Below are 20,547 nucleotides of genomic sequence, written 5' to 3' on the forward strand. Positions count from 1 at the left end.
CTTGCATGACTTATCAAGAAAACTTCCAAAAATGGGCTGATTTTGCTGACCTACCAGATTACCTTCGTCGCGATTTGGAAAACATGGATGAAAAAACCAAAGAAGATGCCTTCTACACGAACCTTGAATTCGGTACTGCTGGTATGCGTGGATTGATTGGTGCCGGTACCAACCGTATTAACATCTATGTAGTCCGTCAAGCAACTGAAGGTTTGGCTCGTTTGATCGAATCAAAGGGTGGAAATGAAAAAGAACGTGGGGTAGCCATCGCTTACGATAGCCGTCACTTCTCTCCAGAGTTTGCCTTTGAATCAGCAGCCGTTCTTGCAAAACACGGTATTAAATCCTATGTCTTTGAAAGTCTCCGTCCAACTCCAGAACTTTCATTTGCTGTTCGTCACCTCAACTGTTTTGCAGGGATCATGATTACAGCTAGCCACAACCCTGCTCCCTTTAACGGATACAAGGTTTACGGTGAAGATGGTGGCCAAATGCCTCCACACGACGCGGACGCTTTGACAACCTACATCCGTGCCATCGACAATCCATTCGCTGTGGAAGTCGCTGATGTTGAAGCAGAAAAAGCCTCTGGTTTGATCGAAGTTATTGGTGAAGCGATTGATGCTGAATACCTCAAAGAAGTCAAAGACGTGAACATCAATCCTGCCTTGATTGAAGAATTCGGTAAAGACATGAAGATTGTCTACACTCCACTTCACGGTACTGGTGAAATGTTGGCTCGTCGTGCTCTTGCTCAAGCAGGATTTGACTCTGTTCAAGTCGTTGAAGCTCAAGCAACTCCAGACCCTGACTTCTCAACTGTAAAATCACCAAACCCAGAAAGCCAAGCAGCCTTTGCTCTTGCAGAAGAACTTGGTCGCCAAGTAGGAGCTGATGTTCTTGTGGCAACTGACCCTGACGCTGACCGTGTCGGTGTTGAAGTCCTTCAAAAAGACGGTAGCTACCTTAACCTTTCAGGTAACCAAATCGGTGCTATCATGGCTAAGTACATCTTGGAAGCCCACAAAAACGCTGGAACCCTTCCAGAAAATGCAGCCCTTTGCAAATCTATCGTATCAACTGACTTGGTAACGAAGATTGCTGAAAGCTACGGCGCAACTATGTTTAACGTCTTGACTGGTTTCAAATTCATCGCTGAAAAGATTCAAGAATTCGAAGAAAAACACAATCACACTTACATGATGGGATTTGAAGAAAGCTTCGGTTACTTGATTAAACCATTCGTACGTGATAAAGATGCGATTCAAGCTGTCCTTGTCGTTGCTGAGCTTGCTGCTTACTACCGCTCTCGTGGTTTGACACTTGCTGACGGTATCGAGGAAATCTACAAAGAGTACGGCTACTATGCTGAAAAGACAATCTCTGTTACCCTCTCTGGTGTTGACGGTGCTGAGCAAATCAAGGCGATTATGGCGAAATTCCGTGAAAACGGGCCAAAAGAATTTAACTCAACAGAAGTTTCAATCACTGAAGACTTCAAAGCACAAACATCTACTGCTGCTGATGGCACTGTAACAACCTTGACAACTCCTCCAAGTGATGTATTGAAATACACACTTGCTGATGGTTCTTGGATTGCCGTTCGCCCTTCAGGTACAGAACCAAAAATTAAGTTCTACATTGCCGTTGTTGGTGAAAGCAACGAAGATTCTCAAGCTAAAATTGCTAACATCGAAGCTGAAATCAATGCCTTTGTAAAATAAGAAACCACAAAAGATGAGATCAACCAATCTCATCTTTTTTTCGTATCAAAATACAGCATTTTTTCGCCCTTTATGGCATACTAGATTTATAAGAAAGCGAGGTAATCTCATGGAACAATTTTTAGAAGATATTAAAGATCTTGAAGTAACCACTGTTGCGCGTGCGCAAGAAGCCATCGACCAAAAAGAAACAGCAACCTTCTTTATTGGACGCAAGACTTGCCCATATTGCCGTAAGTTCGCTGCTAAATTAGCAACTGTAGTAGCTGAAACAAAAGCTCATATCTACTTCATCAATAGTGAAGAACCAAGCCAATTAGAGGCTTTACAAGCCTTCCGTTCAACCTATGGCATTCCAACTGTACCAGGATTTTTACATGTCGAAGCAGGTGAAGTAACGGTTCGTTGTGACTCTTCTATGTCAGAAGAAGAAATTAAAGCATTCGCTCATCTATAAGAAAAAATTGAGGCTGGGACAAAAGTCCTAGCCTCTTAATTATCTTTGGATTGTCGAGCAAGACTCAGTGGTTGAGTGGGCTCTACTACGCTGATTCCATCAGCTTTTACAGCCCTTCTCAACTGTGCGGAGGTGGGACGACGAAATCGAATTCTAACGAATTACCGATTTCTGTCCCACTCTCATTTTTCGTTTTCTGTAAAAGTCGTCCAAATCTTTTGCTGGGGTTTGGCAAAAGGATAGGCCGAAAATTCTTCTGGTCTTAACCAAACAGTCGATTCACTTGTTGGCTGCTCTCCTTCTTTTACCAAGCCGTAACGAAGTTGAACCTGCCATTTGCGATGTGAAAAGACATGCTGGACGATGGGATAAGATTTCTCTTGCCAATCAATGACCAAGTCATAATCCTGTTCAAAGGAAAGTATTTCCGGAAGGTCTCCTGCTTGCCCCTTTCCATCCAGTAGAGACAACTGCCCCAAGTTCTCCGATAGATTATCCACTTCAATCAAGGGAAAATGCCAAAAACCAGATAATAGGCCTTCTCGTTCATTTTTCTCCAGCAAATAGCGCCCTTGACTATCCTTTATAATAAAGGCTGTTAAATAAACTGGCACTGGTTTCTTTTTAGGAGCCTTGATGGGATAACGATCCATGGTTCCATGCTGATAAGCCGCACTAAATTCCTTAACAGGACTCTCCTCCGGCCTTGGATTGACTGGTGATTCGATATCAGAGCCTAAATCCATTAAGGCTTGATTAAAGTCGCCAGGACGGTCCGGATCGATTAAGATTTCCATCATGGCTTGAAAAATTTTACGATTGGTCGGGATTCCGATATCATAGTCCACCTCAAACAAGCGGGCTAGGACCCGCATGACATTGCCATCCACTGCTGGTTCTGGCAAGCCAAAAGCAATACTAGCTATAGCACCGGCTGTATAAGGTCCAATTCCCTTAAGTTTTGAGATAGCCTCATAGGTTGATGGAAATAAACCTCCGTAGTCTTCCATCATCTGCTGAGCGGCTTTCTGCATATTGCGAACCCGTGAGTAATAACCCAAACCTTCCCAAGCTTTCAAGAGTTTCTCTTCTGGCGCCTTATCCAAATCCTCAATCGTCGGAAACCAGTCAAGAAAACGCTCATAATAAGGAATAACCGTATCGACGCGTGTCTGCTGGAGCATAATCTCTGAGATCCAAATTTTATAAGGATCCTGCGTCCTTCTCCAGGGAAGATCCCGTTTATTGGCATCATACCATGCTAATATTTTTCTTCGGAAAGAAGCAATTTTTTTCTCCTCCCACATGGTAATCCCGTAATCTTTTAAATCCATCATATTCCTAGTATACCACAGAATGGACTTTTACTTTTACAATTCTGACTTTATCAATAAAAAGAGGCTGGGACAAAAGTCCCAGCCTCTCAATTTTCTTTGGATTGTCGAGCAAGACGCAGTGGTTGAGTGGCCTCTACTACGCTGACTTCATCAGCTTTTACAGCCCTACTCAACTGTGCAAAGGTGGGACGACGAAATTGAATTCTAACCAATTACCGATTTCTGTCCCACTCTCCTTTAAATTATTCTTATTGTTCAACAGCTTGAGCCGCTGTGATCAAGGTCAACTTGTAAACGTCATCTGCATTACATCCGCGGGAAAGGTCGTTCACTGGCTTGTTCAATCCTTGCAAGACTGGACCTACCGCCGCAAAGCCACCAAGACGTTCTGCCATCTTGTAACCAATGTTACCAGCTTCGATACCAGGGAAGATAAAGACATTGGCTTGACCTGCTACCTTGCTTCCTGGAGCTTTCAATGCTGCTGTTTCAGGTACAAAGGCTGCGTCAAATTGCAATTCCCCATCAATTTCAAGATCTGGACGAAGCTCATGAGCGATTTTTGTTGCTTCAACTACTTTATCAACACTTTCACCAAAACCTGAACCTTTTGTTGAATAGCTCAACATGGCGATTTTTGGATCAATCCCAAACATCTTCGCTGTGATAGCAGAGTTGATGGCAATTTCAGCCAAGCCTTCAGCATCTGGATTGATGTTAATCGCACAGTCACCAAACAAGTAGCGTTCAGATCCGCGAACCATGAGAAAGGCACCTGAAGTCCGTTTAACATTTGGACGAGTTTTGATAATTTGAAGAGCTGGACGAACGGTTGCTGCTGTTGAGTGAATCGCACCTGACACCATTCCATCAACAATTCCAAGATGTACCAACATGACACCAAAGTAGTTGACATCATCTAGCAAAATTTGGCGTGCTTCTTCTTCTGTCATTTTACCCTTGCGACGTTCAACTAAGGAAGTTACCATCTCTTCAAAACCTGAGTAAGAATGCGGATCGATGACTTCGTATCCTTCCAAAACTCCTTCAATTTCAAGGTAAATGCCAATCTTATCCGGATTCCCAAGCAAGACAGGGGTTACGTCTGTTTCTTTCACAATTCGTTTTGCTGCTTGAAGAATACGTGGTTCTTCACCTTCTGGTAATACAATACGTGCATTCTTACCAACCAGGTTGGCTTTGAGGTTTTCAAAAACTTCCATGAGTTTCTCCTTTGAAAAAAATTAAATATTTGTTAACTGTTTTAAGACCTGGCTAAAATCATCTGGCAAAGAACTTTCAATTCGGAGTTCTTCTTCCAAAAAAGGATGACAGAAAGCCAAGGAATGGCAATGTAAGGCTTGTCGAAGTATCCCGTCTTCTAAGGAACCACCATAAAGATCATCTCCCAAAAGCGGATAACCAATATGAGAAAAATGAACGCGAATCTGATGGGTCCGGCCTGTATGCAATTGGATATCCACCAGATGAATATCACCGAAAGACTGGACAACTTGGTAGCTGGTATGAGCATACTTGCCACCTTTTGCTACTTTTCGGGTAATGATCGAGTCTTCATCACGCGCAATGGGGGCAATAATGTCACCCTTGCTTGCCAACTCTCCCGTCCCCTTTACCAATGCAAAGTAACGTTTTTGAATGGTCTTAGCCTGAAGTTGTTTATCCAATCGGGCATGGGCATAGCCATGTTTAGCAAAGAGCATGATTCCACTAGTGTCCTTGTCTAGACGGGTGACAATATGAACCAGCTGGTTTTCATACTGGTTTCGAACGTAGTAACCCTTGACAAAGTTTGCAATGGTATTGGAATGAAGAGAGCTAGGAATGGATGCCACTCCTGCCGGTTTGTTGAGGACTAAGAAATGATCGTCTTCATACAAGATTTCCAAATCACGATCAATGGCCTCCAAGGCTTCATAGCCTTCCTCAGAGGGAATATCAATCGTTACCTTATCTCCTATATCAAGAAGATAAATGGCATTTTGTTCAATGCCATTCACTAAAATCTGGCCTCCAGAAAACTTGATCTTGGCCAATAACCCCTTTGAAACCTGGTGCTTCTTCAGGAATGTTTTGACCTTGACGTGTTCGTCTGCAATAAACTCGAACCTCATTCGTCAATATCTCCAATAAAAGCATCCTTGACCCGATTCCAGAAACTGGTATGACTTGGGCTCGCTACGAAATTGATCTTGTGGTTATCAATCTGGTACTCGATATGGACGATATTTCGATAGGAATAAGTTGAATTATCAACAGAGAGAATGTGAAAACCAGGCCGGCTTGGCGTAATTTCAATCTTATCTTTTTTAGGAACAATGATCGATGAACCCAAAGTTCGATACACACGGTTATTGAGGCTAGCAATTTCTGCAATTTGAAGTGCTTCGATTGTCGGGTGAAGAACAGCCCCTCCCAAAGACTTGTTATAAGCCGTACTACCTGTAGGGGTTGAAACGGTAATGCCGTCCCCTCTGAACCGCTCAAAATGAACGCCATTGATGGTTAGGTCAGCCACCATGGTTCGGTCACTACGTTTGATAGTCGCTTCATTTAGGGCTCGCATAATCTTAGTATCGCCATTTTCAAAGGTCACTTTGACATTCAGGATTGGGTAAGATACCTTGGCACCTGTATCGTACTTAAGATTTTCTACTAATTTGTCAATCTCATCATCTAGATAGTCCGTATAAAATCCAAGATGCCCCGTATGCACCCCAACAAAACGAACCCGATCTAATTGACTCTCGTACTTATGAAAAGCCGAAAGCAACATGCCATCTCCACCAATGGAGATCACGATATCCGGATGTTTTTCAGTCAAGATAAAATTATTCTTTTTTAATTTATAACGAAGTTGTTGAAAGACCTCTTCGCTCTGGCGTTTTCGATTTCGAATAATCGAAACCTTCTTACCTGTAGTCCTCATCTGTATCATCACTATTTCCGACACCATCGTTTAATTTACGATGCATAGGATCAAAAAGGGCTTGCGCCTCCTGAATGGCATCACGAATGGCGCCCATTTCCTCATCGAGTTGATAAGCTAAATTCGCAGTGACTTCAAGACGCTTTTTAATCTCGTCCGGAAAATCTCCTTTATATTTGTAATTTAATGAGTGTTCAATGGTGGCCCAAAAATTCATAGACAGGGTACGAATCTGTATCTCTGCCAAAATAGTTTCATAGCCATTAATGGTATCTACTGGGTACTCTACTACGACGTGGTAGCTTCGATAACCACTAGACTTTTTGTGACGAATATAATCTCTTTCCTGCACCACGCGCATATCTTGACGCTTACGAAGAACTTCTAAGACTTCTTCTACGTCATCTACAAATTGAACCATAACCCGCAGACCAGCAATATCTTGCATATCTTGAGCCAGGTTCTCTTCAGAAATACTTCTGCGTTCCATTTTTTCGAGAATACTCTCAATCGGCTTCACACGACCGGTCACAAACTCGATTGGGGAATGCTTTTGTTGTTTGCGATACTGCTTTCTTATCCCACGAAGCTTAATCTTCAACTCACCAACTGCTTGGATATAGGGATCTAAAAAATTTTCCCAATCAATCGCCATTGAATCACCTTGTCATCTCAAAGTTTTTTGTATAAAATAAACACATCTATTATTATATCATAAAGAGCTTGCAAACGAAAGAAAAGGACGTGGCTATGAATCATTTAGAAATTGAATTTAAAACCTTACTAACCAAGGAAGAATACGACTCTCTTAAGGATTTTTTCAAGGAACAACCTCCTATTCGACAAACCAATCACTATATCGATACGCCCGACCAAGCCATCCGGAATCATCAGATGGCCTTGCGCATTCGTACCTTAGCTGATCGGGCTGAGCTAACCCTTAAAGTACCGCAAGAAGCGGGACATTTTGAATACAACCAAGCTCTTACATTTGATCAGGTAGAAGACTTTCTATCCAAGAAAAAACTCCCTCAAGGTGAGATTGCCAGCTTTCTCACTGATTTAGGAATTCCACTAGCTGCCTTAGATGTCTGGGGTAGTCTGGAAACAGAGAGACGTGAGAAAAGAATCCCTAAAGGTTTATTAGCCTTTGACCGTAGTCGTTATAATTCTATTGAGGACTATGAGTTGGAAATGGAGGTAGATGCTGCCTCAGATGAAACTTATTTTCACGAATTTCTCAAGGAAAAACAAATTGAATATAAGCCAGCAAAAAGTAAAGTGGCAAGATTAGCTCAAAGTTTGCTAAAAAGCTGAAATTACTGAATTTTTTTGCTAAAATAAGACTAGACAAAAATATCTAAATGAGGATCAAACACATGTCAGAAAAAAACAATATGAAGCTCTTCGCACTCAACTCCAATCAAGAAATTGCACAAAAAATTTCGGAAGTTGCTGGCATCCCACTCGGAAAGCTTTCTTCACGTCAATTCTCAGATGGTGAAATCCAAATTAATATCGAAGAAAGTGTGCGTGGATATGATATTTACATCATCCAATCTACTAGCTTCCCAGTGAACAATCACTTAATGGAATTGTTAATCATGGTAGATGCTTGCCAACGAGCAAGTGCCCATACCGTAAACGTGGTCCTTCCATACTTTGGGTATGCTCGTCAAGACCGCACTGCTGCTCCTCGCGAACCAATTACAGCAAAATTAGTTGCCAACATGCTTGTCAAGGCAGGGGTAGACCGTGTTGTAACCCTCGATCTTCATGCGGTTCAAGTACAAGGCTTCTTCGATATCCCAGTAGACAACTTGTTCACGATTCCTCTATTTGCTGATCACTATATCAAACAAGGTTTAACCGGTTCAGATGTAGTGGTTGTCAGCCCTAAAAATTCTGGAGTGAAACGCGCACGCAATCTTGCAGAATATCTAGATGCCCCAATTGCTATCATCGACTACGCCCAAGACGACTCTAGCCGTGACCAAGGCTACATCATCGGGGATGTCAAAGGAAAAAAAGCAATCCTTATCGATGATATTTTAAATACAGGAAAAACCTTCTCTGAAGCTGCAAAAATTGTCCAACGAGATGGCGCTACTGAGATTTATGCTGTTTCTAGTCACGGACTTTTCGTTAAAGGAGCTGCAGAATTACTAGACCAAGCACCGATTAAAGAAATTTTAGTTACAGACTCTGTAGCAACCAAAGAGCAAAAACCAAAAAATGTAAAATACATTACTGCAAGCGAATTGATTGGAGATGCCCTTGTACGTATCCAAGAGCGTAAACCAGTTAGTCCACTCTTTGCATACCACAAGAAATAAGGTGATGGCGTGATTTATTTTGACAATGCAGCAACAACTCCTCTAAGCCCTGGAGTAATCAAGGTGATGACAGAAACGATGGAATCCAGTTTCGGAAATCCATCCAGTCTCCACTCCCACGGTCGCCAAGCGAAAAAGATACTTAGAGATGCTAGGAAATGCGTTGCATCTTGTTTAAAAACCTCTAGTCAACAAATTACCTTCACTTCTGGGGGAACCGAAAGCAATAACACTGTTATAAAGGGCTACTGTCTCAAACACAGACAGAAAGGCAAGCATATTATCACCACGGCTATTGAGCACCATGCCGTTCTTGAACCGATTGAGTACTTGGTCCAAGAATATGGATTTGAAGTAACCATCATTCAACCAGTAGATCAAAAAATTCGACCTGAAGATATTCGAGCCGCCCTTCGTCCTGATACTATTTTGGTGTCCACCATGTATGCCAATAACGAGACGGGTGATCTCTTACCCATCAAGGCTATTTCAGACCTTTTAAAAGACCATCCTGCTGCTTTTCATGTGGATGCTGTTCAAGCCGTTGGTAAGCTTTCTGTAGCCCCTGAAGAGCTAGGAATTGATTTTCTAACCGCCTCTGCCCATAAATTTCATGGGCCTAAGGGAGTTGGTCTTCTCTATGCTAGAAAGCCTGACTTTTTCAATCTCTTACACGGTGGTGACCAAGAAGACAAGCGTCGAGCTAGTACAGAGAACTTGATTTCAATTGCTGGAATGGCTCAAGCCCTCAAAGAAGCAACTGATCAGTTAGACGCAAATTATCAGTATATTCAGAGCTTATCTGAACGTATCCTAACTGGCCTAGAGGATCTAGATTTTTATCTGAATTGCACAGACTCCAAACTTTCTCATGTCTTAAATATCGGCTTTCCAGGTATCAGCAATGATATCCTACTGCTTCGTTTAGACATGGCAGGAATTTCAGTCTCAACCGGCTCTGCTTGTACAGCAGGAACTGTTCAACCAAGCCACGTTCTTGCAGCTTATTATGGCGAAGATTCTCATCAATTGAAGGAATCTATTCGCATTAGTTTATCCGAATTCAATACGACCGCTGAGGTCGATACTTTTATAACAACCATTCACAAAATTTTAGGAGAATTACATGGCATTTGAAACATCTGTCTCATTACCAAACTGCGATTACACATACGCAATCCATCCAAATATTAAAAAATATACCCTACGCGACAATACCTTTGCACAAACAAAGGTTGGGAACTACGAATTAGATCGTTTATTAGAAGCTGTTCCAAACAGCGGGGATGGCTTTAAGCTAAAAATTATCATCAATAAGGATTTAACAGGATTTAAAATTAACATTACTGATAAGTCAGGCCTTCGCTTGGTGAATATTTTTAAAAATCCAGAAAATAAAATCATCCAACAAAAATTCTACTTCCTTATGGATAGTCTAGTTGAACGGGAAATCTTTGAAAGGATTGAAAAGTAATGACCAATGGTCTCATAGTCCTCACTTATTTGGATGCATACCAAAAGGAACGTCAAATCAGCTACGATAATTTGGATCACTGTTTATTAGCTTTTTCAGGCTGTGTGACCCTTCCAGATTCCTATCAGGTTGTTTCCGTATCCTACAAGGGACAAACATTACCTTTTACTGGAAAGATAGGCGACTTCTATCGCTATCTGATTCAGTTTGATCAGAGTTTAAGAAATTCCAACTAAGAAAGAAAAGCACCTTTTTGGTGTTTTTTTTAGTAGAAGATAGTTGCTTTATTCACAAACTTTTTATACAATAGATTTGAAAGGTTGTGATATTGTGAAACAAGATAAGACTAATCCAATTCCTCGTGCTACTGCCAAACGACTCTCCCTCTACTACCGCATTTTTAAACGCTTTAATGCAGAGAAAATCGAGAGAGCCAATTCAAAACAGATTGCTGAAGCCATCGGGATCGACTCCGCAACTGTTCGTCGCGACTTCTCCTACTTCGGAGAGCTAGGACGACGTGGTTTTGGTTATGATGTCAAAAAGTTAATGAACTTTTTCGCAGATCTCTTAAATGATAACTCCATCACCAATGTTGCTATCGTCGGTATTGGGAATATGGGAAGTGCCCTTCTTCACTATCGCTTCCATGAGCGAAACAAGATGAAGATTGTCATGGCATTTGATACCGATGATCATGAGTTAGTCGGTACTAAAAGTAAAGATGGTATTCCGATTTACGGCATATCAACGCTGAAAGAAAAACTAGAGGGACAAGAGATTCAAACAGCCATTTTAACCGTTCCAAGTGTAAAATCTCAAGAAGTTGCAGATGTACTGGTTGAAGCTGGTATCAAGGGAATCCTTAGCTTTTCCCCAGTACACTTAACAGTTCCAAAAGATGTGGTTGTCCAATATGTCGATCTAACCAGTGAACTACAAACCCTTCTCTACTTTATGCGCAAAAATACATGACAAAATGAGGCTGGGACAAAAGTCCTAGCCTCTCAATTGTCTTTGGATTTTCGAGCAAGACGCAGTGCTTGAGTGGGCTCTACTACGCTGAGTTCATCAGCTTTTATAGCCCTACTCAACTGTGCGGAGGTGCGACGACGAAATCGAATTCTAACGAATGACCGATTTCTGTCCCACTCTCTTTCTGTCTATACCAATAAGTCTGTCTCCTCTCGGTAGCTATAATAATCATCAGTTGAGACAATCAGATGGTCAAGAAAAACAATTCCAAGACAATTACAGGCTTCAATCATTTGTTGGGTGACACCATCATCATTCTTACTCGGATGAATGATTCCAGATGGATGGTTGTGAACAAGGATTAAAGACGTCGCCATATGCTTGATGGCATAATGCAAGATCTCTCGAGGTTCTGCAATGCTACGATTGACTGTTCCGATAAAAATCACTTGCTGATGGATAATTTGGTTCTGGGTATTCAGATACAAGGCCAGTAAATGCTCTTGTTTCTCATGGCCGATCTTTTGCTGCATCATCTTTGCAAGCTTCTGACTACTCATAATTTGTTCTGTTTCAATCACTTGGGAAGTCTGGATTCGTTTCCCAAGTTCAATAGCAGCTAACAGCTCAATTGCCTTTACTTTCCCAATCCCTGGAACTTCCTGTAGCTCCTGAAAGCTCATACTAGCCAATTCCTTTAAGCTCTTTAGTGAGCCTAAGAGCTCCTGTGCGATCTCGTAGACTGTTTTATTTTTGTTCCCCGTCCGTAATAAGATGGACAGCAATTCTTGATTACTGAGCTTATCAGGACCCTCTGTAAGCAAGCGTTCTCTAGGTAAAAGACTAGCTTCTTGAAATACAATATGATACATAAAAACCTCCTCAATTAATAATTCGCAATTGAGGAGGAAAATGGATGAGTCTGTATAAAATTTATATAGGACAAACTACTTCTCTTAGGTTTTCAAGGATTCGAGTTTCTTCATTTGAGAAGTTAATTCTATAGCCTTCTTGCACTTGTTCCAAGGTCCTTAGGAATTGACGAATTTCGTATCGAATTAAGTGTTCTTGATCATCAGGAAGGTTTTCAATGGTTTTAAAGACCTGTTCAACTTCGTAGATTCCCTTGGTAATGAGTCCCGTTTTTGGAAAATCATTGACCAGTAAGCCGTAGAAATTTCTTAGCAGAGTATAGATATCTTCTGTAGGCATTCGGTTCCTCCAAGCTTCTTTCTATCACTCTTCTATTATAAAATAGAAAGCATGCAAAAATATGTCAGTCAGGTAACATTTTATGACTATCCTCTTACAAATTGGCAGAAAATTAACAGAAAAAAAGAGGTCAAGGACCTCTTTTTTTGTTGATTATAATTGCATTTGATTATAAGATTTTGTGAAAGCTTCTAGGATATCTTTTGGTGCTTTTGAGTAATCTACTGAAGTTTCCAAAGTACCTTTTACAATCGTACGATAAGTTGCTGCGGCATCCTCACAGGTCACCAAAGTAATTTCATTTACCCCTTCTCGATCTGCAATGACATCGACCCGATCTGGCGTTACTGTCTCAACAGAATTGATGACATAGGTATACACCTTTTCCTTATCAGTGATATAGATTTTCATTCCAGCTTTGGCATGTTCTAATGGGGAAAAGAGCATTTCATTTGCCCCAGTCAAACCAAAGACATGGTGACTGGCCAAGGAGTAATTCCTTTGCCCCATAACCTGGTCCTCTTTCATGGTACCTGCCCCATAATAAAGCCCCACATTATCTAAGCCTTTAAAAATCGGAAGGTTCATCTTCAATTCTGGAATTGCAATTCCTCCAATAACAGGTAACTTTTGTGCCTGCCATTGGGCATTGATGACAGATTCTGTAGACAGCGATTTGACTTCTTTAAAGTCAAAGCTAGTCTTAGCCTCTTTATTCTTATCGATGGTCTTTTTCGATACCTTGTTGACCTGGTACTGATTGGTATGCCAAACCATGATCATGTTCCGAATCGGAGCATTAAAAATCAGAGCGATAGACAAAAGGATCAGCAAGGTAGCAAAGATATTAATCAAGCGATTGCGTAAGCTTGTTTTCTTCTTTTTTCTTCTTGAAGCCATTGTTCACCCTACCCTTCACTTTCCGTTTCAGTTTCTGACTCATCTTTTTCGTCAGCTTGAACCGTTGTAAAGGTTACGATTTGGGCATCTTGATCCAGACGCATGACTTTCACACCCATAGTCGAACGTCCAGTTTGAGAAATATTCGCTACGCTTGTACGAATCATGACGCCTGTATTGGTGATAATCATCAAATCCTCATCTCCTTTGACAGTCATGAGACCGGCAAGAGGACCATTTTTCTCAGCCACATTCGCAGTTTTAATCCCTTTACCACCACGTCCTTTAGTTGGATACTCATCAGCACGCGTGCGTTTACCATATCCCTTTTCAGTGATAATCAATACTTCATCTTGATCTGTAATCACGCTTGCACCGACCACTTGATCCCCTGGACGAAGGTTGACACCTCGGACACCAGTTGCTGAACGTCCCATATTCCGAACAACAGACTCTTTGAAACGAACAGAATACCCAAATTTAGTCCCAATGATAACGTCAGCATTCCCATCAGTAAGAAAGACGTTAATTAGCTCATCCTCATCTTTGAGGTTAAGAGCTTTCAAGCCATTTTGACGGATGTTGGCAAACTCGGCTACACTGGTTCGTTTAACTAGTCCAGAACGCGTTGTAAAGAAGAGATAGGCGTCTTCACTACGATCCTGAGCGACGTTAATAATTGTCTGGATGGATTCACCATCATCTAACTTCAGCAAGTTAACAATCGGAAGTCCTTTGGCTGTACGGCCGTATTCAGGGATTTCATAGCCTTTGAGACGATATACCCGTCCCTTATTGGTAAAGAAGAGCAAACGATCATGGGTGCTAGTAGAAACCAATTCACGGACAAAGTCATCATCCTTGACCCCTGTACCTTGAACACCACGTCCCCCACGTTTCTGAGCAGTAAATTCAGCTTGATCCAAGCGTTTAATATAGCCTTTGTTGGACAGGGTAATCAAAACGTCTGTTTCTTCAATTAAGTCCTCATCTTCAAGAGAAAGAACTTCTCCGACCATCAACTCAGTACGACGAGCATCGCCGAATTTACGTTTAACTTCATCCAATTCTTCCTTGATGATCGTAGCTACACGCTCAGGCTTAGCTAAAATGTCTGCAAGATCAGCAATCAAAGCAATGAGGTCATCGTATTCGCTTTGGATCTTGTCGCGTTCCAAACCAGTCAAACGACGAAGACGCATATCCAAGATAGCTTGGCTTTGACGCTCAGAAAGCTTAAACTTACTCATCAATTCAGCTTGAGCTTCTGCATCTGTCTGGCTATTCCGGATGATTTTAATCACTTCATCGATGTGATCAAGAGCGATTAAGAGTCCTTCCAAGATATGGGCACGAGCTTCCGCCTTCTCTTTATCAAAGATGGTCCGACGAGTCACTACTTCTTTTTGGTGCTCAATATATGATCCTAAAATCTCACGAAGGGAGAGAATTTTAGGGACACCATTTTGGATGGCCAACATGTTGAAACCAAAGTTGGTTTGCATTTGGGTCATCTTGAAGAGATTGTTTAAGATGACATTAGCTGAAGCATCGCGACGGACTTCAATGACGAAACGAACCCCTTCACGGTTTGATTCATCCCGAACAGCAGTAATGCCATCAATCCGTTTCTCTTGGACCAAACGTACAATATGTTCATGCACTTTGGTCTTGTTGACCATATAAGGAAATTCTGTCACAACAATGCGTTCACGACCAGTCTTGGTCTCTTCAATTTCCGTGCGAGAACGCAAGACAATCGAGCCCTTTCCTGTTTCATAGGCCTTATGAATACCTGATTTGCCCATGACCAAAGCTCCAGTTGGAAAGTCAGGTCCAGGAAGCACTTCCATCAACTCACGCGTTGTCACATCAGGATTGTCCATCATTAACTTGACAGCATCAATAGACTCACCGAGGTTGTGCGGTGGGATATTTGTCGCCATCCCTACCGCAATCCCTGTCGCCCCATTGACTAACAAGTTAGGGAAGCGAGCTGGAAGGACGTTTGGTTCCCGTTCGCTTGCATCATAGTTATCTGTGAAATCAACTGTATTCTTGTTGATATCTCGAAGCATTTCAAGAGCAATCTTGCTCATACGAGCTTCTGTATACCGTTGGGCAGCGGCTCCATCTCCATCCATAGAACCAAAGTTCCCATGCCCATCTACAAGCATGTAACGATAGCTCCACCATTGAGCCATACGAACCATAGCCTCATAAATAGAGGAGTCCCCGTGTGGATGGTATTTACCCATAACATCCCCAGTAATACGGGCAGATTTCTTATGTGGTTTATCTGGCGTAACCCCAAGTTCATTCATTCCGTATAAGATCCGACGATGAACTGGCTTTAAACCATCCCGTACGTCAGGAAGAGCCCGAGATACGATAACACTCATAGCGTAATCGATAAAACTGGTCTTCATTTCCGATGTTAAATTAACATCAACTAAGTTATTATCCTGCATTAAAACAATGCCTCTCTTTAATTAATTCACCATACTATTATAACACATTTAGTACTTTTTTTCTCCTTCGGAACACAAGTGTAAAAACGTTTACATCGTCCAAATTAGAGGTAAAACCGTGACAAAGAATAGTAAAAGTGGTAGAATAAATGCGAATGGGGAAACCCAAAAAAATAGAAGGAGACGTTTAGAATAATGACTTTAACTAAACAACATAAAAAAGTTATCCTTGTCGGTGACGGTGCTGTAGGTTCATCTTACGCTTTTGCACTTGTTACTCAAGGTATCGCACAAGAATTAGGTATCATCGAAATCCCTCAATTATTTGAAAAAGCGGTTGGTGATGCTGAAGACCTTAGCCACGCTCTTGCCTTCACTTCTCCTAAGAAAATTTATGCTGCTAAGTACGAAGACTGTGCGGATGCTGACCTCGTTGTTATTACTGCAGGTGCTCCTCAAAAACCAGGTGAAACTCGTCTTGACCTCGTCGGAAAAAACCTTGCTATCAATAAATCAATCGTTGAGCAAGTTGTTGCTTCAGGATTTAACGGTATCTTCCTTGTAGCTGCAAACCCAGTTGACGTCTTGACATACTCTACTTGGAAATTCTCAGGTTTCCCTAAAGAACGCGTTATCGGGTCTGGTACTTCTCTTGACTCAGCTCGTTTCCGTCAAGCTCTTGCTGAAACCATTGGTGTTGATGCACGTTCAGTCCACGCCTACATCATGGGTGAACACGGTGACTCAGAATTCGCTGTTTGGTCACATGCTAACGTTGCCGGTGTAAAATTGGAACAATGGTTGCAAGCAAACCGTGACTTGAATGAAGCTGACCTTGTAGATCTCTTCATCTCTGTACGTGATGCTGCTTACTCAATCATCAACAAGAAAGGGGCTACTTACTACGGTATCGCCGTTGCCCTTGCTCGTATCACTCGTGCCATCCTTGATGACGAGAATGCCGTACTTCCACTTTCAGTCTTCCAAGAAGGCCAATACGGAGTCGAAAACGTCTTTATCGGTCAACCAGCTATCGTTGGTGCCCACGGTATCGTTCGTCCAGTAAATATTCCATTGAACGACGCTGAAACACAAAAAATGCAAGCATCTGCAAAAGAATTGCAAGCTATTATTGATGAAGCATGGAAGAATCCAGAATTCCAAGCAGCTTCTAAAAACTAAGCAAATAATCAAACACCATGTCTAGGACATGGTGTTTTTTTATCTTATGAACATTAAAAAGGAGACCCGAAGGCCTACTCCAACTTTTAAAAATGCTTCTTGGCCTTGAAACAAAAAAGAGAGCCTCTCAGCTCTCCTACCGTCATCCACCCTGAGGGAATCGAACCCCCATCTCAAGAACCGGAATCTTACGTGATATCCATTACACTAAGGGTGGCAACTATGATAGTATATCAAAAAAACAATCATTTTACAAGTAAAAAAAGCTTACCAAAAGGTAAGCTTTAAAAATATTACAATTCGATATCGCCAAACAAGTCAGCCATTGAGAATCCAGTTTGAGTTTCTGGAAGTTCAAAGTCACGTTTTTCTTGTTTTGGACGACGTGGACGTTGTTGACGTTTTTCTTGTTTTTCGCCTTCTTCTTGAGCTGGACGTTCTTCAAGTGCTTTGATAGAAAGTGATACACGTTCATCAGCAGCATTTACTTCAAGAACTTTAACAGTTACTTCTTGTCCAACTTTAAGAACATCTTTTGGATTTTCAACACGTTTGTGTGAAATTTGTGAGATGTGAACAAGTCCATCGATACCTGGCAATACTTCAACGAATGCACCAAAGTCAGTCAAACGTTTAACTGTACCTTCGATGACATCACCAGCAGCCAATTTTTGTTCAACGCCATCCCATGGTCCAGGTGTTGTAGCTTTCAATGAAAGTGATACACGCCCTTCTTCTTCGTTCAAGTCAAGAACTTTCACTTCGATTTCTTCACCAACAGTTACAACTGATTTAGGTGAAACGTTGCGTTCGTGTGACAATTCAGTCAAGTGAACCAATCCATCAACACCACCAAGGTCGATGAAAGCACCGAAGCTAGTGATACGAGCAACTTTACCAGTTACAACATCACCAACGTTCAATTTACCAAATACTTCAGCGCGTGCTGCAGCTGATGCAGCTTCAACAACTTCACGACGAGAAAGGATGAAGCGGTTTTCTTTTGCGTCAACTTCTTTGATTTTAGCATCAAATTCTTGACCTACGAAACGTTCAGTGTTACGTACAAAACGAGTATCAAGCATTGAAGCTGGAATAAATCCACGAAGTCCTTCAAATTCTACTGAAAGTCCGCCCTTAACAGCGCGAGTTCCTTTAACAGTAACAACTTCTTCTTCACGTCCGACCAATTTGTCCCATGCTTTGCGAGCTTCCAAACGTTTTTTAGATACAAGGTAAGTTACTGTATCAGTATCTTTACCAACTACTTGACGAAGAACAAGCAATTCAAGTGTTTCACCTGGTTTAACCAAGTCATTGATGTCAGCATCACGATCGTTTGTCAATTCGCGAAGAGTCAAGACACCTTCGACACCAGTTCCAGAGATTGCAACGTTAGCTTGTGTAGCGTCAACTGTCAAAACTTCAGCAGTAACAACATCACCTGGCTCAACTTGGCTAACACTGTTTAGCAAATCTTCAAATTCATTCATCTAAAAAATCCTCCAACAATCAAGTTTTCTAAACTTGACATACTTATAATTATTTTTCCTAAGCAAGCACTCGCAACGAAATCAAAATGATCTACAACGACTTCTTCATATAAAGAAATAAAATACCTGAGTAGATATTTTACCACCTTATCTGATATTACCTAGAACTGGGGTAGCTGGATTCGAACCAACGCATGAGGGAGTCAAAGTCCCTTGCCTTACCGCTTGGCTATACCCCAAACATAGAATGGAGAGAGAGGGATTCGAACCCCCGAACCCGAAGGAGCGGATTTACAGTCCGCCGCGTTTAGCCTCTTCGCTATCTCTCCAAGCAAATCAACAGACACAATTATACCATTGATTAAATGAAAATGCAACCCCTTATTTGTTCAAATTATAATTTTCGATGGCACTTTCCACTGCTTTTTCAAGGGATTTAAAAAGACTATCTACGGATCCGTTTTTCACAAGAGCAAACTGAGCACCCATATCAGCAATCTCAGCAATAGCCTTTTTTCCAATCGTTAATTGGTAGCCATCAAAGGTTTCTTTACCTACAAGCACTTTACTATCTGCAATTTGAATTTCAATTTTTTTATCTTTCTTACTCATTCTTCCACCTCATTTCAACCCCTTTATTTTACAAAATTTTTCACATGCTTGCAAGCCGAAAATGTTTAATGATTAAATTATTTCATTTCGCAGCTATCTGCTTCTGGCAAAAAAAGAGAGAGTGGGACAGAAATCGGTCATTCGTTAGAATTCGATTTCGTCGTTTCACCTCCGCACAGTTGAGTAGGGCTGTAATAGCTGATGAAATCAGCGTAGTAGAGCCCACTCAACCACTGCGTCTTGCTCGACAATCCAAAGACAATTGAGAGGCTAGGACTTTTGTCCCAGCCTCTCTCATACTTGGTTTATTCAGTTACCTTGAAAATCCATCCTTCTGGCGCTTCAATATCACCAAACTGGATGCCTGTTAATTCATCATAAAGCTTCCGGGTAATTGGTCCTACTTCTGTTTCTGAATAGAAGACATGGAAGTCATCTCCGTGTTGAACTCCACCAATAGGAGAAATGACCGCTGCTGTTCCACAAGCACCTGCTTCAACAAAGCGGTCTAGATGATCAATTGGCACATCCCCTTCGATTGGTGTCAAACCAAGACGATGCTCTGCTAGATAGAGCAAGGAATATTTGGTAATTGATGGCAAGATGGAAGGACTCAGTGGAGTGACAAACTCATTATCAGCTGTAATTCCAAAGAAGTTTGCTGACCCTACTTCTTCAATCTTGGTGTGGGTCGCTGGATCCAAGTAAATCACGTCGGAGAAGTTCCGAGACTTAGCTAATTTACCAGGTAAGAGGCTAGCAGCATAGTTTCCACCAACTTTCGCTGCACCTGTCCCATGAGGTGCTGCCCGGTCGTACTCATCTTGAATCAGGAAGTTGGTTGGGACCAAGCCACCCTTGAAGTAGTTTCCTACTGGCATTGCAAAGATGGTAAAGATGTATTCCTCTGCTGGTTTCACACCGATAATATCTCCAACCCCAATCAACAAGGGGCGAAGATAGAGAGTTCCACCAGTCCCATACGGTGGGACATACTCTTCGTTGGCACGCACTACTGCTTTACAAGCTTCCACAAACATATCCGTTGGAACTTGAGGCATCAAAAGACGATCAGCCGTCCGTTGTAAGCGTTTTGCATTTTCATCCGGACGGAATAATTGAATACTGCCATCCTTTGTCCGATAAGCCTTCAATCCTTCAAAGGCTTGCTGTCCATAGTGCAAACTTGGAGAAGATTCTGAAATATGAAGAGTGGAATCTTCAGATAACTCTCCCTTCTCCCAGGCTCCATTTCGGTAATAAGAAATGTATCGATAGGGTAATTTCATATAAGAAAATCCAAGATTTTCCCAATCAAGTGATACTGTCATATTTATTTTCCTTCTTCCATTCAAGACTTGCTAAATAGCAAGAGCCACCTTTGAAGATGACTTATTCATGTACTCTATTTTACACCATTCCAT

Annotated in this window: 21 protein-coding genes and 3 tRNA genes; 9 read left to right on the top strand and 15 right to left on the bottom strand. The window is 41.7% G+C overall.

All coding sequences use genetic code 11. The annotated features are described in order from the left end of the window. The first annotated feature begins 5 nt into the window (after positions 1-5). Entirely contained in the window at positions 6-1,724 is a 1,719-nt protein-coding gene (locus DW930_RS02265; protein WP_123159213.1) for a phospho-sugar mutase, read from the top strand. Between the two features lie 109 nt (positions 1,725-1,833). Beyond that, positions 1,834-2,181, top strand: a complete 348-nt coding sequence (locus tag DW930_RS02270; RefSeq protein WP_023023176.1) for a thiol reductase thioredoxin — start codon at positions 1,834-1,836, stop codon at positions 2,179-2,181. A 182-nt stretch (positions 2,182-2,363) separates the two neighbouring features. Here DW930_RS02270 and mutY read toward each other — a convergent pair whose 3' ends face one another. The 5 genes from mutY to DW930_RS02300 all read right to left on the bottom strand — a co-directional run bounded on the left by mutY (position 2,364) and on the right by DW930_RS02300 (position 7,123). Continuing rightward, positions 2,364-3,518, bottom strand: coding sequence for an A/G-specific adenine glycosylase (gene mutY, locus DW930_RS02280; protein ID WP_123159214.1), 1,155 nt, complete (start codon positions 3,516-3,518; stop codon positions 2,364-2,366). A 248-nt stretch (positions 3,519-3,766) separates the two neighbouring features. Beyond that, on the bottom strand, positions 3,767-4,741 hold the full coding sequence (gene pta / locus DW930_RS02285) for a phosphate acetyltransferase (RefSeq protein ID WP_123159215.1): 975 nt from the start codon (positions 4,739-4,741) through the stop codon (positions 3,767-3,769). A 21-nt stretch (positions 4,742-4,762) separates the two neighbouring features. Next, positions 4,763-5,653: an RluA family pseudouridine synthase gene (locus tag DW930_RS02290; RefSeq protein ID WP_123159216.1), complete on the bottom strand. Its 891-nt coding sequence runs from the start codon at positions 5,651-5,653 to the stop codon at positions 4,763-4,765. Further along, entirely contained in the window at positions 5,650-6,468 is an 819-nt protein-coding gene (locus DW930_RS02295) for an NAD kinase (protein ID WP_023023169.1), read from the bottom strand. Before DW930_RS02295 ends, DW930_RS02290 begins: the two co-directional genes overlap by 4 nt. After that, positions 6,452-7,123 carry a GTP pyrophosphokinase family protein gene (locus DW930_RS02300; protein WP_023026784.1) on the bottom strand — a complete coding sequence of 224 codons (672 nt, stop codon included), beginning with the start codon at positions 7,121-7,123 and terminating at the stop codon, positions 6,452-6,454. Before DW930_RS02300 ends, DW930_RS02295 begins: the two co-directional genes overlap by 17 nt. A 95-nt stretch (positions 7,124-7,218) precedes the next feature. Between DW930_RS02300 and DW930_RS02305 the strand changes: the two genes are divergently transcribed. The 6 genes from DW930_RS02305 (at position 7,219) to DW930_RS02330 (ending at position 11,253) form a co-directional block, all read left to right on the top strand. After that, positions 7,219-7,785: a CYTH domain-containing protein gene (locus DW930_RS02305; protein WP_123159458.1), complete on the top strand. Its 567-nt coding sequence runs from the start codon at positions 7,219-7,221 to the stop codon at positions 7,783-7,785. A 62-nt stretch (positions 7,786-7,847) separates the two neighbouring features. Next, positions 7,848-8,804, top strand: a complete 957-nt coding sequence (locus tag DW930_RS02310) for a ribose-phosphate diphosphokinase (RefSeq protein WP_123159217.1) — start codon at positions 7,848-7,850, stop codon at positions 8,802-8,804. Between the two features lie 9 nt (positions 8,805-8,813). After that, a complete protein-coding gene (locus DW930_RS02315) occupies positions 8,814-9,941 on the top strand; it encodes a cysteine desulfurase family protein (protein WP_123159218.1) in 1,128 nt (375 codons plus the stop codon). After that, on the top strand, positions 9,931-10,278 hold the full coding sequence (locus DW930_RS02320; protein WP_123159219.1) for a DUF1831 domain-containing protein: 348 nt from the start codon (positions 9,931-9,933) through the stop codon (positions 10,276-10,278). The genes DW930_RS02315 and DW930_RS02320 overlap by 11 nt, the downstream gene beginning before the upstream one ends. Beyond that, complete coding sequence (locus DW930_RS02325; RefSeq protein ID WP_123159220.1) at positions 10,278-10,514, top strand: DUF4649 family protein; 237 nt, start codon at positions 10,278-10,280, stop codon at positions 10,512-10,514. The genes DW930_RS02320 and DW930_RS02325 overlap by 1 nt, the downstream gene beginning before the upstream one ends. 94 nt (positions 10,515-10,608) lie before the next feature. Beyond that, a complete protein-coding gene (locus tag DW930_RS02330) occupies positions 10,609-11,253 on the top strand; it encodes a redox-sensing transcriptional repressor Rex (protein WP_042361403.1) in 645 nt (214 codons plus the stop codon). A gap of 188 nt (positions 11,254-11,441) precedes the next feature. Here DW930_RS02330 and radC read toward each other — a convergent pair whose 3' ends face one another. From radC to gyrA, 4 genes are all read right to left on the bottom strand, one after another. Further along, positions 11,442-12,125: a DNA repair protein RadC gene (gene radC / locus DW930_RS02340; protein ID WP_023023154.1), complete on the bottom strand. Its 684-nt coding sequence runs from the start codon at positions 12,123-12,125 to the stop codon at positions 11,442-11,444. 61 nt (positions 12,126-12,186) lie between these two features. Beyond that, positions 12,187-12,465, bottom strand: coding sequence for a hypothetical protein (locus DW930_RS02345; RefSeq protein WP_023023152.1), 279 nt, complete (start codon positions 12,463-12,465; stop codon positions 12,187-12,189). Between the two features lie 153 nt (positions 12,466-12,618). Further along, positions 12,619-13,365, bottom strand: coding sequence for a class A sortase (locus DW930_RS02350; RefSeq protein WP_023023150.1), 747 nt, complete (start codon positions 13,363-13,365; stop codon positions 12,619-12,621). Positions 13,366-13,373: 8 nt separating this feature from the next. Then, positions 13,374-15,836: a DNA gyrase subunit A gene (gyrA, locus tag DW930_RS02355; protein ID WP_023026778.1), complete on the bottom strand. Its 2,463-nt coding sequence runs from the start codon at positions 15,834-15,836 to the stop codon at positions 13,374-13,376. A 195-nt stretch (positions 15,837-16,031) separates the two neighbouring features. Here gyrA and DW930_RS02360 point away from each other — a divergent pair, with 195 nt between their 5' ends. Then, entirely contained in the window at positions 16,032-17,018 is a 987-nt protein-coding gene (locus tag DW930_RS02360) for an L-lactate dehydrogenase (protein ID WP_006596417.1), read from the top strand. Between the two features lie 145 nt (positions 17,019-17,163). On the opposite strand, the gene DW930_RS02365 is transcribed toward DW930_RS02360, so the two are convergent. The 6 genes from DW930_RS02365 to DW930_RS02395 all read right to left on the bottom strand — a co-directional run bounded on the left by DW930_RS02365 (position 17,164) and on the right by DW930_RS02395 (position 20,454). Next, positions 17,164-17,235, bottom strand: a tRNA-Arg gene (locus tag DW930_RS02365). A 76-nt stretch (positions 17,236-17,311) separates the two neighbouring features. Then, positions 17,312-18,511, bottom strand: a complete 1,200-nt coding sequence (gene rpsA, locus DW930_RS02370) for a 30S ribosomal protein S1 (RefSeq protein ID WP_006596419.1) — start codon at positions 18,509-18,511, stop codon at positions 17,312-17,314. A 167-nt stretch (positions 18,512-18,678) separates the two neighbouring features. Further along, positions 18,679-18,750 (bottom strand) — tRNA-Gln (locus tag DW930_RS02375). A gap of 9 nt (positions 18,751-18,759) precedes the next feature. Next, positions 18,760-18,840: transfer RNA gene (locus tag DW930_RS02380), tRNA-Tyr, on the bottom strand. A 52-nt stretch (positions 18,841-18,892) separates the two neighbouring features. After that, positions 18,893-19,123 (bottom strand): DUF2969 domain-containing protein, encoded by a 231-nt coding sequence (locus tag DW930_RS02385; protein WP_023023146.1) that lies wholly within the window; start codon positions 19,121-19,123, stop codon positions 18,893-18,895. Positions 19,124-19,428: 305 nt separating this feature from the next. Then, the gene (locus DW930_RS02395; RefSeq protein ID WP_023026777.1) at positions 19,429-20,454 is read right to left on the bottom strand and encodes a branched-chain amino acid aminotransferase; all 1,026 of its coding nucleotides are present in this window, start codon (positions 20,452-20,454) and stop codon (positions 19,429-19,431) included. Between the last annotated feature and the right edge of the window lie 93 nt (positions 20,455-20,547).

It is taken from the genome of Streptococcus sp. AM43-2AT (assembly GCF_003603405.1).
Lineage (GTDB): Bacteria > Bacillota > Bacilli > Lactobacillales > Streptococcaceae > Streptococcus > Streptococcus ilei.

Bases quoted from the DNA above. Each gene is read 5' to 3' on its own strand.
- DW930_RS02325 (WP_123159220.1), top strand. From the start codon at position 10,278: ATGACCAATGGTCTCATAGTCCTCACTTATTTGGATGCATACCAAAAG.
- DW930_RS02300 (WP_023026784.1), bottom strand. From the start codon at position 7,123: ATGGCGATTGATTGGGAAAATTTTTTAGATCCCTATATCCAAGCAGTT.
- DW930_RS02320 (WP_123159219.1), top strand. From the start codon at position 9,931: ATGGCATTTGAAACATCTGTCTCATTACCAAACTGCGATTACACATAC.
- DW930_RS02290 (WP_123159216.1), bottom strand. From the start codon at position 5,653: ATGAGGTTCGAGTTTATTGCAGACGAACACGTCAAGGTCAAAACATTC.
- DW930_RS02350 (WP_023023150.1), bottom strand. From the start codon at position 13,365: ATGGCTTCAAGAAGAAAAAAGAAGAAAACAAGCTTACGCAATCGCTTG.
- DW930_RS02295 (WP_023023169.1), bottom strand. From the start codon at position 6,468: ATGAGGACTACAGGTAAGAAGGTTTCGATTATTCGAAATCGAAAACGC.
- pta (WP_123159215.1), bottom strand. From the start codon at position 4,741: ATGGAAGTTTTTGAAAACCTCAAAGCCAACCTGGTTGGTAAGAATGCA.
- DW930_RS02345 (WP_023023152.1), bottom strand. From the start codon at position 12,465: ATGCCTACAGAAGATATCTATACTCTGCTAAGAAATTTCTACGGCTTA.
- DW930_RS02305 (WP_123159458.1), top strand. From the start codon at position 7,219: ATGAATCATTTAGAAATTGAATTTAAAACCTTACTAACCAAGGAAGAA.
- DW930_RS02310 (WP_123159217.1), top strand. From the start codon at position 7,848: ATGTCAGAAAAAAACAATATGAAGCTCTTCGCACTCAACTCCAATCAA.
- DW930_RS02360 (WP_006596417.1), top strand. From the start codon at position 16,032: ATGACTTTAACTAAACAACATAAAAAAGTTATCCTTGTCGGTGACGGT.
- DW930_RS02270 (WP_023023176.1), top strand. From the start codon at position 1,834: ATGGAACAATTTTTAGAAGATATTAAAGATCTTGAAGTAACCACTGTT.
- gyrA (WP_023026778.1), bottom strand. From the start codon at position 15,836: ATGCAGGATAATAACTTAGTTGATGTTAATTTAACATCGGAAATGAAG.
- DW930_RS02265 (WP_123159213.1), top strand. From the start codon at position 6: ATGACTTATCAAGAAAACTTCCAAAAATGGGCTGATTTTGCTGACCTA.
- DW930_RS02395 (WP_023026777.1), bottom strand. From the start codon at position 20,454: ATGACAGTATCACTTGATTGGGAAAATCTTGGATTTTCTTATATGAAA.
- DW930_RS02385 (WP_023023146.1), bottom strand. From the start codon at position 19,123: ATGAGTAAGAAAGATAAAAAAATTGAAATTCAAATTGCAGATAGTAAA.
- rpsA (WP_006596419.1), bottom strand. From the start codon at position 18,511: ATGAATGAATTTGAAGATTTGCTAAACAGTGTTAGCCAAGTTGAGCCA.
- radC (WP_023023154.1), bottom strand. From the start codon at position 12,125: ATGTATCATATTGTATTTCAAGAAGCTAGTCTTTTACCTAGAGAACGC.
- mutY (WP_123159214.1), bottom strand. From the start codon at position 3,518: ATGATGGATTTAAAAGATTACGGGATTACCATGTGGGAGGAGAAAAAA.